This is a genomic window from Exiguobacterium sp. USCH10 (genome assembly GCF_037619445.1).
Taxonomy (GTDB): Bacteria; Bacillota; Bacilli; order Exiguobacteriales; family Exiguobacteriaceae; genus Exiguobacterium; species Exiguobacterium aestuarii_A.
On the sequence record NZ_JAQPZO010000002.1, the window covers coordinates 363,030 to 376,509 of the forward strand.

The following is a 13,480-nucleotide window of genomic DNA, read 5'->3' on the forward strand; positions in this document are numbered from 1 at the left end:
GTATAGTCAACTCATCCGAGAAAAACAATCCTTTACCGACGGCGATTTTCACCCTTCAGTTCGATTTGTGTCGTCGTCGTTGAAATTCGCTGCATGAGACGCTGCGCTTTCATTTTATTTTGCGCGGACCCATCGATTGAAAAGTGAGTCTCGAGCTCTTCTCCGCTAAAGTTCGAACTATATAGCGTCGGCAATCGATGCATCATCCGATATTGGAGAATGATGCCGAACAGTTCGTCGCGCACCCACGGGCTGATTGCCTCAGCACCAATGTCATCAATCAACAAGACAGGCACATGTTGAAACGACGTCAAAAATGAATCAAACGATTCGGTGCGAATTTTGCGTTTTGCCTCCGATACGAATCCAGGGGCATGAACTAAAATCGTCTCGATATCCGCCACTTTCAATTCATTGGCAATGGCGGCGAGCAAATACGTTTTCCCGACACCGAAACTCCCGTGTAAATAGAGTCCGTTTACTTTTTGTTTGGACTTCATCCCCGTTACGAAACGCATCGCTTCCCGAAGTGCGATCTTGCGTGCATCGTCCGCCCAATCAAATGACTCAAAGTTCGCCTCACGGACTTCTTCCGGTAAGAACAAGCTCTTAAACTTACGGTCCATCTCTTTTTGGCGTCTAGCTTGTCGATGAGCGACCGTCTCTTCATAGCGAATGGCAATCTGCCCAAGATCGACATAGAGCACCGGTTGATGACCCGGGATGACGGCCTGTTCTTCGATGAACGTCTTTCCATCCATCTGCTCGGCATACTCACTCAGCTTCGTGAATCCAATTTCAATCGCTTTCTCTTCTAACTCAGGATGAGCGTTCAAAAAGGCGATCACTCCCGGATGATTGAGCGTTCGTCTGCGAATCGACTCATACGCTTCGCGGACTTCTTTTCGATTCATCAACTGCGATAACGACTGGTTGATTCGTTCCATCCCCTCACCCCTTCTCTTTCAATTCATTTAATAGTTTTACAAGTTCCGCATCATCTGGAACGGAAGATTCCAATTCTTTCTTCCTCGCTTGATCATACGATCGCTGTTGTTTCGCTTCATCTTCGAGCCATTTCGGCATCTCGCCTTGTTGGGGTTTCCGACGTGAACCGACAGTCGTCCGCTGTACATTTTCACGTTTTTGTTGCTTCTTCTCAATGAGCGCATCTTGTGACGCTTCTTGCTCTAACGCCTCTTTCGCGTTCGTATAACCTGCCGTCTTCCAACTCGTTGCGATACGAAGGACGTAATTCTCGTTCAGACGAGTCTGTTTCTTCACTTCAATACAATAATAGAAGAGTGCGTTGATCACGCCCGGTGCGAGCCCGAGCGTATCGACGAGTTCGATAACCAACTGTTCATCACTCTTCGACAGCTGAGGCGTCTTCCGAAGTGTCGATACGTATTGATGGGGGTGGGCCGCTTCCATTACCGCTGGATCATGTAAGTCTCCCAGCTTGGTCTCTTCGAGCTCCACCGTCTTCTCTTTTCGATGCCGCGTCTGCTTTTTCTTCAACTGTAATACCATCTGACGGCATCCGTCCCGCTTCTCCTGCTCACTGAGCGGAAGATAGGCTTCGTGAACGAAATATTCTTTCAACATCTCCGCCATCGTCTCTTCGTCGAGTTGAGAGACATAGGCCAGTTTTGTGATGGTTTCGTCTAATTTTTTTGTGAAAAACCCGACTGGGAAATTCGTTAGTTTCTTCACAATGTCCATATCGAACGAATAGTTGATTTCAATCTTCGCACGATCTGGTTTTTCGTAGTTCTTTTGCGTGAACGCTCGATGATTGACACCTTTGACATCAAACACTTCATTAAAGTCTTTCGTCACCTCGACGATTCCCGCTGGCAAAGGGTCAATTGTGAAACGCCCCTGAAGTTGTTTAAAGCGCACTTCCCCTACTTTATAGAAGAGAAAGCTCGATAACAGTCCATCGTTTAAAAACGTATGCGGCGCGAGCGGCACACGCAACTGATAGACGTATTGCGTCAACCGAGCATCTTTCGTTTTGTACGTCCGTACTAATCCGATTGCTTCGAGGCGAAATAGATTATCCGTCAATTCATTGATGGAGTACTCCAACATCTCACACAAGGCACTATGAGACATATAGTTCGATTTCATTTTGCCTGGTTTCAATTCACTCCACAGCGTCTGATACAGCGCGAGCGCTTTGACACCGATGACAGGCTGATATAAGTGGTAAAGGGACTGATACGATTCGCGGTCAACAAGACCTGTACTCATAATGAGCAGTTCGTCCGTCCCAAAGATTGTACGTTCTTTCTCCATAGCTCTCTCCCCTGAAAAAGGGCGACCAGCAGGCCGCCCTTTAGTTGGTCGAATTTTCTTGCTTCATTAAATCTTCAAGTTCTTTAAAGAACACAGTGATATCTTTGAATTGGCGATAAACCGATGCAAAGCGGACGTATGCGACTTCATCAACACGTGCGAGTTCATTCATCACCAACTCACCAACCTGCTCACTCGGTATTTCCGATTGTGCGAGGGCGCGAAGTTGTTGTTCGACTTTTGTCACGACCCCTTCAAGCTGTTCAAGCGTGACTGGTCGTTTTTCACACGCGCGAATGATTCCACGAAGCACTTTTTCGCGGCTAAACTCTTCACGGTTTCCATCTTTCTTCACAATGATGAGGGGTGTCTGTTCCACCGTCTCAAACGTTGTGAACCGATACCCACATTTTTCACATTCACGACGACGTCGAATCGAGTAATGGTCTTGCACCGGTCGGGAATCGAGCACTCTCGTTCCATTATGATCACATTTCGGACAACGCATGCTCAAGCCTCCTTATCGTTCGACAGATTTATTTCCGATAGCACGAAGCGGGAATTGTTGTGTGAGTGCCTCGTAATAGTGAGTGATGATTTGTCCAAGGTCTGCCCCGAGTCGCTGTTCGCGGTTCAGTGTAAAATCGACCGCTGTACGACCACCATCCACTTGCACGATCGTAATGAGTCCGTCCCATCCTTCACCAATGAATGAGAGTTCGCCACGGTTCGAGTCGATTCGACGGACCGTCTGACCATTTGACTGAATCTGACTTTCTAACCATTGTAAGATTGCATTCGGAGATGCCGCATAGTAACGTGTCCGAAGCGATTCATTTTTATGTGTATCTTTCGTTTCAATATGTGTTTGTAACTTATCTAACAGTCCCATAATCCACCTCAACGCCTGAGTTATATACGTTAAGCATATCAAAATTAAGGCAACAACAAAACAATTAAAAGGGCTGACCGTTAAACGGCCAGCCTCAAAAGGTTCTTCAGAATTATTTAGTTAGTGCAACTTGTGCTTCCGGAACACGAATTGGTCCCATTCCACGTTCAAGTTTCACATCTTCACGTACTTTCGCATCCAATCCTTCGGCGATGTATTGCGATGCCGTAGCTGGATCGATTCGATCTCCACATGTGAACACGTCAACCGACGCGTAGCCATGCTCTGGGAAACTGTGAATCGTTAAGTGCGATTCTGAAATGATGACGACTCCACTCACACCGTGTGGCGCGAATTTGTGGAAAGCGACTTCGCGGACTTCAGCGCCCGAACGAAGAGCAGCATCGACGAACAAACGCTCGATGTAGTCGATATCATTTAATTTGTCGGGATTGCACTCCCAAAGTTCTGTAATAATGTGACGTCCCATAGTATCCATATTAGTGGATCCCCCTTTACATCAATGGTCTCAAAGTAGTTGATGATCACTCACTTTGTGCCTGAATCGCCCACAACCACGGGGGCAAGTTAGTCCTAAGAGGTCCTAACCCTTTAAGTTGCGTTTGTCAGACCAATTGAAGTTCACGAAACTGAGTGTAACGTGTTTGGGACGTCGTTACAAGAGATTTGTTTAAAAAAATCAAAAATATTTTTTAGACCGTAATATTTTTTTAGGCGTGTGTTTCTTGTTGCCCGATTTGAAGGTAACTCGCCACCATGTCTAACAAGTCGACGACACGGCACGAATAACCCCATTCATTATCGTACCATGCGAGTACTTTTACATGATTTCCGCCAAGTACCATCGTCGAATCCATATCGATAATCGACGAACGGTCGTCTCCATTGAAGTCAATCGATACGAGCGGTTCATGGGAGACACCTAACACGCCCGTCATCTCTCCAAACGCCGCACGTTCAAACGCTTCATTCACTTCATCAACCGTTACGTCACGATGAAGTTCAACAACTAAGTCGACGAGTGATACGTTCGGTGTCGGGACGCGGAGTGCCATTCCGTTTAATTTTCCTTGAAGCTCTGGCATGACAAGCCCGATCGCTTTAGCCGCTCCTGTTGAAGTCGGAATAATTGAACTGCCACAAGCACGCGCCCGGCGTAAGTCCTTATGCGGGTTATCAATGTTATTTTGGTCGTTTGTGTACGCATGAACAGTCGTCACTAAACCAGTTTCAATACCGAATGTCGAGTGTAACACCTTCACGACCGGTCCTAGACAGTTTGTCGTACACGATGCATTTGAAATGATATGGTCTTCTTCCGGGCGATAGTCTCGATCGTTGACCCCCATCACAATCGTGCGTAAATCCCCTTTCCCTGGCGCAGTTAAAATTACTTTTTTTGCGCCTGCATCTAGATGAAGTTTCGCCCCGATATCCGAGTTAAACTTCCCTGTCGCCTCGACCACGATGTCGATGCCAAGGTCTGCCCACGGTAAACGTGATGGATCACGTTCTGAAATGAGTTCGATTCGCTTTCCATCGACTTCAAGCGCATCCCCTTGCGCTCGAACCGTCAATCCGAATGGACCGTGAATGGAATCATGTTTGATGAGATGTGCGAGCGTTTCCGCTGGATAACTCGCATTGATTGCCACGACTTCATGACGTCCCTCAAGCATCAATTTTCGGAATACCATTCTCCCGATTCGACCGAATCCGTTAATCGCAACTTTTGTCCCCATGCTAAATCCCCCTTTTTCTACATTACGGTTTCATTATAACGGATAGCTGTAAGCGTTTTCACTATGATTCGTCACATTTTTTTCATTTTTCTCTGTTTATTTTTTGAAAATGAGGGAAATTTCTTGTCGTGAAGCACAACAGAAAGGAGGCGTCACCATGTTTGATTGGGGAGATATCGATAAGTTCTTCATTTCGTTTTTCATCATCTTACCGATTGTGACGTTGATTCATGAGTTCGGACACTTCTTTTTCGCAAAGTTGTTTGGAGGCTCGCTCGACATGCAAATCGGCACAGGAAAAAAACTATTTAAAGTAGGACGTCTTCAAGTGAACCGCGTCTATTTTTATGATGCGTGGTGCCAGTTTACAGATTTAAAATGGAGCAACAAGGTCACTCGCAGCCTTGTATATGGCGGTGGAGCCATTTTCAATCTAGCGAGCATCTTGATTGTCAATGCGTTTATTTTAAGACGAGAGATTGAACCAACGTTGTATACGTATCAGTTCGCTTATTTCTCGTTTTACTATATTTTCTTTTCACTATACCCGATCTATTATTCGAACGGTCATCCGAGCGATGGACGTGCCATTTATGATACGTGGAAAAAAGGATCACCCGAATCCGATCCATTAAACTAAACGAAAAGAAGGCGAATCATCATTCGCCTTCTTTTTCGATTGTCTTAAATTGTTCGACCAGACGGTCAATTTGCGGTGGTAAATCCCCGAGTGAACCGTTGTTATTGACGAGAAAATCGGCCTGATGCTTTTTCTCTTCGATCGGGATTTGAGAATGAATCCGAGCGAGCGCCTCTTCTTTCGTCAATCCATTCCGCTCCATGAGACGCATCAGTTGAATCTCTTCGCGACAATAAACGACGACAGAATAATCGACGAGGTCGAGCATCGTCCCTTCAAATAAGAGAGGAATATCAAAAATGACGACAGACTCTCCGGATGCTTCATAAGCACGCATCTGTTCCTTCATCTCTTCACGAATCGCTGGATGCATCAGCTGATTGAGATGTTGACGCTTCGTCTCATCATGAAAGATTTCACGACCTAGCGCGGGACGGTTTAAGACATCACCGTCAAAACATTTTGGAAATGCCGCTTTTACGCCCTCAATCGCCTTGCCTCCAGGTTCGACGACTGTCCTCGCAATCAAATCGGCATCGATGATTGGAATCCCCTTTTTCCGAAAAAGTCGTGACACCGTGGACTTCCCGGTTGCAATCCCACCCGTCAATCCAATTTTCAACATAACGCCCACTCCTTAACGTTGTTGACAGTGTGGACAATAATGCGTGCCACGACCGCCTAGTTTCATCTTTTCAATTTCTTGTCCGCAACGACGACATGGTTCACCGGCTTGTCCGTATACATAAAGTCGTTCTTGGAACGTTCCCGTGGCTCCGTCTGGATTCGTATAACTGCGAATCGTACTTCCCCCACGTTCAATGGCCTCATTTAGCACGGCTACCGCTTCAATGCGTACACGCTCCACTTCTTCGTGCGTCAAACTAGCAGCTGGTCGTGTCGGATGCACACCGGCACGAAACAATGTTTCATCTACATAAATATTCCCTAATCCGACGAAGATGGACTGATCGAGAAGCGCAGTCTTGATAGCGCGCGTCTTCATCCGCTCTAGACGCTTATGCAATGCATCAGTTGTCACACGCTCGTCAAACGGTTCGTATGCAAGTAGTGACAGTGGTGGTGTCGTGTGGACCGCCTCATTCGTCCGCAACTCCATCGTACCAAACTTCCGCACATCGTTATAATGTAGGGTCGATTGGTCCGTGAAGTTGATGACGACATGCGTATGTTTAGCCGGTGCTGTGATTGTCTCATATGGGAAGAACTTCCCTTCCATCCGAAGATGGGAGACGAGATATCCATTCGTTAATTTAAATAAAATAAATTTCCCTCGACGTTCCACATCTGTAATGGTCTCTCCGACCAAATGATGGACCCATTCTTCTGGCTCGAGTCCCCGAATGATTTTAGGGTCAAGCACATCGACAGACTGAATCGTCTTTCCGGAAACGGCAGGTCGTAATCTGCGACAAACCGTTTCGACTTCTGGTAATTCTGGCATACTGATTTCCTTTCTATCTTCTTATTTCGTATCGAACCACGTCGTTCCAACGGCTCCATCCGCACGTAACGGAACATCGAGTGTCACCGTATGTTCCATCGCTTCCGTCACCAATTTTTCTAATGCTTCCATCTCTTCAGCCGGACCTTCAAAAATCAATTCATCATGTACTTGTAACAATAACTTGGATTGAAGTTGCGACGATTGAAGCGCGTGGTCGACGTCAATCATCGCTTTTTTGATGATGTCGGCTGCCGTTCCTTGAATCGGTGTGTTGATGGCCGTACGTTCAGCGAATCCACGCAAGTTGAAATTACGAGAGTGAATGTCCGGGATATTACGACGTCGTTTTAACATCGTCTCGACGAACCCATGTTCACGAGCCCGTTCAATCGCAGCATCCATGAACGTCTTCACTCCCGGGAATTGTTCAAAGTACGTATCGATAAACGTTTGTGCTTCTTTTCGTGTGATACCTAGGTTTTGCGAGAGCCCATAATCACTGATTCCATAGATGATTCCGAAGTTGACGGCTTTCGCCTGACGACGCATGAGTGAAGTGACTTCCTCATTTGCGACTTTGAACACGTTCGCCGCCGTCGACGTGTGGATATCCTCATCATGCAAAAAGGCCGCCATCATTTTCTCATCTTGTGACATATGCGCCATGATTCGAAGTTCGATCTGTGAGTAATCGACCGCATAGAGTACCCAGCCCGGCTCACTTGCGGTGAACGCCTTACGAATTCGACGTCCTTCCTCTAATCGGATCGGAATGTTTTGTAAGTTCGGGTTGACTGACGAGAGTCGTCCCGTTTGCGTTAACGTCTGCGTGTAACGGGTGTGAATCTTGCCATCTTCCTTCACAACTTTCTGCAATCCTTCTACATAGGTCGACTGTAGTTTCCCGACTTCACGATAATGCATGATTTTCTCGATGATCGGATGAAGCGGCGCCAACTTCTCAAGGACATCCGCCGCAGTCGAGTAACCCGTCTTTGTCTTTTTCACAGGGGGAAGCGCTAGTTTCTCAAATAGGACGACCCCTAGCTGTTTCGGCGAGTTGATGTTGAACGGTTCGCCGGCCAATTCATGAATCGTTACTTCAAGCGCAGACAGGCGCTCACGAAGATCTGTCTCCATGTGTTGAAGTGTTTCCACGTTTACATGAATGCCTGCCCATTCCATCTCGGCTAACACCGAGACGAGCGGTTTTTCAAGCGCCTCATATAATTCCGTCTGTTCGTTGTCTTTCAGTTCTGAAGCGACACGTTCAAACAACGTCAAAATCGCATGTGCTTTCTCCGCGAGATGAGAATGGAATACTTCCTCATCTGGCACTTTCACTTTTGCGCCTTTCCCATAAACTGCTTCATCTTCTTCAAGAGGGTATGTGAAATGAGAAGCAATCGAGCTGAGTGACGTTCCACCAGATAAATTCAACAAATATCCGGAAACGAGTAAGTCTTCGTAACCACGAAGGAATAACTGATGACGTTTCAACTGAATGATTGTTTGTTTAGCATCGAGACAAATCGTCGTCTTCGATTCGTCTTCAATCCATTCCTTGACTCGCGCATCTTGTAACAGTGTCACATCGCCGACGGTCACGCCACGATCTGACGCGATTGCAACCCCAACGATGTCTTCTTCGAAATAGTCATCGTGTAGTTGCTCAAGGAATAGGACCGCTCGAGACAAATCTTGTTCAGAAAGGTCGATGGTCGGTCTGACTTCTTTTTCGACCGTTTCTTCTGTAGAGCTGTCCGCTAATTTACCAATCAACGACTTGAATTGAAGTTCCATGAACAGGGGCTTCACAACAGAAGCATCATAAGGTTTAAAGACGAGATCATCAACGGTCACATTAAGTGGCACGTCCGTATAAATCGTTGCCAACTGTTTTGACATCTTCGCCTCTCGCTCGTTGGCTTCCACTTTTTCTTTCTGTTTTCCCTTTAGTTCATCCGTATGTTCGTAAAGGGACTCGACGGTTCCGTATGTTGAAATCAACTTGAGCGCCGTCTTTTCCCCGACACCCGGGATACCTGGAATGTTATCCGATTTATCCCCCATCAACCCTTTTAAGTCGATCATTTGAATCGGTTGTAGTCCCTCATAACGTTCCTGGAACGCGGTTTGGTCCATTGTCTCGACATCTGTGATGCCTCGCTTCGTCAAGTAGACGGTCACGCGATCATCGATCAGTTGGAGTAAATCTTTATCTCCCGTCACAATCGTCACTTGATCGTATGATGTATCCTTTGAGAGCGTGCCGATGATATCGTCCGCCTCATATTGATCAAGTTCTAAGACAGCAATACCAAACGCGCGACAGACGTCTCGTACGAGCGGGAACTGTTCGCGTAATTCCCCAGGAGTCTTCTGACGCCCCCCTTTATAGTCAGCAAACGTATCGTGACGGAACGTCTTCTTCGACGCATCGAACGCAACGGCAAAGTGCGTCGGTTGCTCATCTTCCATCAATTTCAACAACATCATCGTAAAGCCGTACACCGCGTTCGTATTTCGACCTGACGCGTCCGACATCGGAGGCAGTGCGAAAAACGCACGATATGTTAAGGAGTTCCCATCTAGGACTAGTAGTTTATTCATTCAATCGACCTCCATTCTTCTCTTCATTCATCATACCATACGGGTACAAGCGTTCGAAAAAAAAGACCCTTTTCTACGAATAGAAAAGGGCCAAATTCTCGACCGTGTGGAGATGAGCACCGATCGAGTCACGAGATGATGAAGAGGTCTCATTCATAAGAATAGCAAGGTTTTGTAAAGTAAATATGAATCGAATAGCAAGGTTTTGTAAAGTGACTAAGAATCAGCGGTCAAGTGGGATTCAAACCCGCGGGAACGTGATGGTGAACGTCGTCCCTTTACCCTCGACGCTATCGACATCGATTGTCGCATGATGTAAATCGATGATGTGTTTTACGATAGCAAGACCTAGACCCGTGCCACCTGAATTTCGGCTTCTTGCTTTGTCAACACGATAGAAGCGCTCAAAGATTCGACTGACTTCTTTTTCAGCAATCCCGATTCCATTATCCTTCACGCGTAACTTGTACGCATCCTCATTCGCCTCGACGGAAATCTCGACACGACTTCCTTCCGGAGAATAGTTGATGGCGTTCGCGACGAGGTTCATGATGACTTGTTTCATCCGATTCAAATCGGCCTGTAAGACGGCCGTCCCATGATGCTTCGCCTCTAGATGAATCGACTTTTTGTCCGCTTTCTGACTGAGCAAGAGACATACCTCATCGACGAGCTGGTTCAAGTCGACGGATACCAGTTCCATCTGGAAATCATCACGTTCTAATCTCGACAGCTCAAGCAAATCTTCAACAAGCATCTGCATCCGCGTCGCCTCTTTTTGAATGATGTCTAAGAACTGGTCGCGGAGTTCAGGCACTTCTTTAGCCCCGTCGAGTAATGTCTCACTAAATCCACGAATGGAGGTGAGCGGGGTCTTGAGTTCATGACTGACGTTCGCGACAAAGTCTTTCCGCATCTTCTCGAGTCGCTTCAGCTCCGTGATGTCGTTAAATAATAATGTCGTCCCACGAAGCATTCCCGTATCACTGAAAATCGGTGCAGCAGACACCATATACGTCTTCTGATTGAAACCGGTCCGAATCGACAGCTGACGACGATGAACTTCTTCCGTCAAATAGACGTCTTCGATCAGAGTCTCAACATCAGGACTTGGTAACATCCCGTGATAAAATTGTCCAATCGACAAATCATCGTATTGGAACATCTCGCGATACGAACGGTTGACTAATGTGACGATGCCTCGCTCGTCCACGAGAAGGAGCCCTGCCCCCATATATTCGATGAGTGATTCGAGTCGTGCTCGCTGAACCGATTCTCCGAGTGAAATTGACTCCAAATTTCGGGCGAGGACGTTGATTGATCCAGCGAGACTTCCGGTTTCCTCGTCATTTCGCAGTTCGTAAACGCGAGCCCGATAATTACCATCGGCGAGTTCCCGTAAGACAATGGTCGCCTCATCGATTGGTCGTATAAATTGGTTCGTCAGATGCTGAAGGACGAATAGGATGATGAAAAATGAAAAGAAGAGCGCGAGCGCAATCGTTAACCAAATTCGATCATACACGCCTTCAAGGTCTGACACGTAACGGATAAACGTTAAATAGACCGTCTCCCCTGTCGCAAGTTCAATCGGTTTTGTGAACTGGATCAACTCATCTTCGTCCGCTTCACCAAACGTCCCGTCTTCGGGCACTAGACTTGGCTCAATCTTATAATCGATTGAGCCGACACGAAACGGTGTCCCGGCGATGACTTCATTCCTACTATTGAGTAGCAAAATGTCAAAGCTACTCCCGTCATCGATTTGACCGACATATCCTCGAATTTCGTCTAGCTCTCCTCCTTCAAGGTACAAAGCGGCGAGCTGAGCATCCTCTTTCAAGCGGTCACGTTCAGAATCCAAATAAAAATCTTTAAACAGTTGGCCGAGCACGATGCCAAGCGTCAAAAGTACGCCCGTGATGAGAAGGATGAGCGTCGTCATGAATCTAGAGCGATACGTCTTCATTCCGAAGTCGGCTCCTCCATTTTATAACCGAGGCCACGAATCGTTTTAATATATGTCGGCTTCTTCGTGACCGGTTCGATTTTTTCACGGAGATGACTGATATGGACATCGACGATTCGCGTGTCACCGACGAAATCGTAATTCCAAATAGCAGATAATAATTGGTCTCGTGTCAGCACACGTCCTTTATTTTTAGCCAAGTATGCTAACAGTTCAAATTCTTTCGGAGTCAATTCGAGACGTTCTCCTTGTTTGAACACTTCGTAGTTCGAAGCGACAATTTTTACGTCACCGATTTGAATGACATCCTCTTCAACCGCGGTTTCTTGTGGCGCCGAGCGTCTTAGAATCGCTTTGACACGAGCCACGACTTCCCGGGGACTGAACGGTTTCGTCAAATAGTCATCTGCACCGAGTTCGAGTCCGAGAACTTTATCAAACTCATCATCTTTCGCCGTGAGCATCAAAATCGGTGTGTTGACTTTTTGTTGACGGAGTCGCTTACACACTTCAAGTCCGTCCATTTCCGGAAGCATTAAATCGAGCACGATTAAGACGGCATCTTTCTTTTCAGCCAGTTCCAATCCCGTTTTCCCGTCATGCGCGGTCTCCACCTCGAAACCAGCTTGTTCTAAATTGAATTTTAATAACGTCGCAATCGATACTTCATCGTCGACAACAATTACTTTATCAGCCACACTACTTCCTCCTCTTAATCCATCAAATGTCACTCTCTATTTTACAAATCAAAGCTTGCAACGACCAACCTCAAAGCAAATCTTTACAAAAACAAAACAAATCCACTTTTAGTGTAGCATGCCCCACATGATGGAAACCGCAAAAAAAGTGCTTCCCACAAAATTGCAGGAAGCACTTTTGACTTATAAGACGCCTAATACGGAGCGGACCGAGTCGGCAGAACGCGAAAGTGCTGCTCTCTCCTCATCCGTCAAGTCGAGCTCAAGTACTTGCTCGATGCCATGTTTTCCAAGAATCGTCGGGACGCCAAGATACAAATCGCTAAATCCGTACTCGCCTTCTAGATAAGCAATGGCAGGTAAGATTCGACGTTGATCTTTTAAAATCGCCTCGACCATCTCTACGATTGCGGCAGCTGGCGCATAATACGCCGAACCGTCACCTAGCAATTGGACAATCTCACCGCCACCTTTACGTGTCCGTTCGACGATTTGCTCGATCCGCTCATGTGGTATGAGTTTCTCAAGCGGGATTCCCCCGGCGTACGAGTAACGCACGAGAGGCACCATATCGTCACCATGTCCTCCGAGAACAAACCCGGATACATCTTTGACGGAAACGTTTAATTCTTGAGCGACAAACGTCCGGAAACGAGCCGTATCCAGCACACCAGATTGTCCGATGACGCGTTCTTTCGGGAAACCCGATTCTTTGAACGCCGCATAGGTCATTGCATCCACCGGATTAGTCAAGACAATCAAAATTGCTTCCGGAGAATAGCGAGCAATCTCTTTGACGACAGAACGCATGACGTTTGCATTCGTTGCAACGAGATCGTCTCGACTCATTCCAGGTTTACGCGCGATTCCCGCCGTGATGACGACAATGTCCGAATCAGCCGTATCGGCGTAATCTGCTGTTCCTGTGACCCAAGCGTCAAACCCTTGAATCGGAGCCGTTTCTTGCATGTCGAGCGCTTTCCCTTTCGTCGGTCCAACTTTTTCTTCCATATCGAGTAGGACGACATCCCCTAGCTCTCGTTGAGCCAGGTATAGTGCAGTGGTTGCACCGGTGAAGCCACTTCCAATTACAGAAATTTTGTTACGACGAATCATGAGCTCTCCCCCTCAAT

General features: G+C 46.8%; 13 protein-coding genes. 1 reads left to right on the plus strand and 12 read right to left on the minus strand.

The features are described from left to right. Positions 1 to 32 precede the first annotated feature (32 nt). The 6 genes from dnaI to PQI28_RS06470 all read right to left on the minus strand — a co-directional run bounded on the left by dnaI (position 33) and on the right by PQI28_RS06470 (position 4,959). Positions 33 to 947 carry a primosomal protein DnaI gene (gene dnaI, locus PQI28_RS06445; protein WP_339962785.1) on the minus strand — a complete coding sequence of 305 codons (915 nt, stop codon included), beginning with the start codon at positions 945 to 947 and terminating at the stop codon, positions 33 to 35. A gap of 4 nt (positions 948 to 951) precedes the next feature. After that, on the minus strand, positions 952 to 2,304 hold the full coding sequence (locus PQI28_RS06450) for a DnaD domain protein (RefSeq protein ID WP_214693215.1): 1,353 nt from the start codon (positions 2,302 to 2,304) through the stop codon (positions 952 to 954). Between the two features lie 40 nt (positions 2,305 to 2,344). Continuing rightward, positions 2,345 to 2,812: a transcriptional regulator NrdR gene (gene nrdR, locus PQI28_RS06455; protein ID WP_012726705.1), complete on the minus strand. Its 468-nt coding sequence runs from the start codon at positions 2,810 to 2,812 to the stop codon at positions 2,345 to 2,347. Between the two features lie 12 nt (positions 2,813 to 2,824). Then, on the minus strand, positions 2,825 to 3,196 hold the full coding sequence (locus PQI28_RS06460; protein ID WP_214782217.1) for a hypothetical protein: 372 nt from the start codon (positions 3,194 to 3,196) through the stop codon (positions 2,825 to 2,827). A gap of 112 nt (positions 3,197 to 3,308) precedes the next feature. Next, a complete protein-coding gene (gene speD, locus PQI28_RS06465) occupies positions 3,309 to 3,695 on the minus strand; it encodes an adenosylmethionine decarboxylase (protein WP_026825618.1) in 387 nt (128 codons plus the stop codon). Between the two features lie 232 nt (positions 3,696 to 3,927). After that, positions 3,928 to 4,959: a glyceraldehyde-3-phosphate dehydrogenase gene (locus tag PQI28_RS06470; protein ID WP_214760153.1), complete on the minus strand. Its 1,032-nt coding sequence runs from the start codon at positions 4,957 to 4,959 to the stop codon at positions 3,928 to 3,930. A 157-nt stretch (positions 4,960 to 5,116) separates the two neighbouring features. On the opposite strand from PQI28_RS06470, the gene PQI28_RS06475 reads away from it, so the two are divergent. Then, positions 5,117 to 5,599, plus strand: coding sequence for a site-2 protease family protein (locus PQI28_RS06475; protein WP_339962786.1), 483 nt, complete (start codon positions 5,117 to 5,119; stop codon positions 5,597 to 5,599). 19 nt (positions 5,600 to 5,618) lie between these two features. On the opposite strand, the gene coaE is transcribed toward PQI28_RS06475, so the two are convergent. The 6 genes from coaE to mdh all read right to left on the minus strand — a co-directional run bounded on the left by coaE (position 5,619) and on the right by mdh (position 13,463). Continuing rightward, the gene (coaE, locus tag PQI28_RS06480; RefSeq protein WP_339962787.1) at positions 5,619 to 6,224 is read right to left on the minus strand and encodes a dephospho-CoA kinase; all 606 of its coding nucleotides are present in this window, start codon (positions 6,222 to 6,224) and stop codon (positions 5,619 to 5,621) included. A gap of 12 nt (positions 6,225 to 6,236) precedes the next feature. Next, complete coding sequence (gene mutM, locus PQI28_RS06485) at positions 6,237 to 7,064, minus strand: DNA-formamidopyrimidine glycosylase (RefSeq protein ID WP_214746472.1); 828 nt, start codon at positions 7,062 to 7,064, stop codon at positions 6,237 to 6,239. Between the two features lie 21 nt (positions 7,065 to 7,085). After that, complete coding sequence (gene polA / locus PQI28_RS06490) at positions 7,086 to 9,680, minus strand: DNA polymerase I (RefSeq protein WP_339962788.1); 2,595 nt, start codon at positions 9,678 to 9,680, stop codon at positions 7,086 to 7,088. Positions 9,681 to 9,921: 241 nt separating this feature from the next. Next, positions 9,922 to 11,649, minus strand: coding sequence for a two-component system histidine kinase PnpS (gene pnpS / locus PQI28_RS06495; RefSeq protein ID WP_339962789.1), 1,728 nt, complete (start codon positions 11,647 to 11,649; stop codon positions 9,922 to 9,924). Further along, positions 11,646 to 12,347 carry a response regulator transcription factor gene (locus PQI28_RS06500; RefSeq protein ID WP_074033421.1) on the minus strand — a complete coding sequence of 234 codons (702 nt, stop codon included), beginning with the start codon at positions 12,345 to 12,347 and terminating at the stop codon, positions 11,646 to 11,648. The genes pnpS and PQI28_RS06500 overlap by 4 nt, the downstream gene beginning before the upstream one ends. Positions 12,348 to 12,530: 183 nt before the next feature. Continuing rightward, entirely contained in the window at positions 12,531 to 13,463 is a 933-nt protein-coding gene (gene mdh, locus PQI28_RS06505; RefSeq protein ID WP_339962790.1) for a malate dehydrogenase, read from the minus strand. Between the last annotated feature and the right edge of the window lie 17 nt (positions 13,464 to 13,480).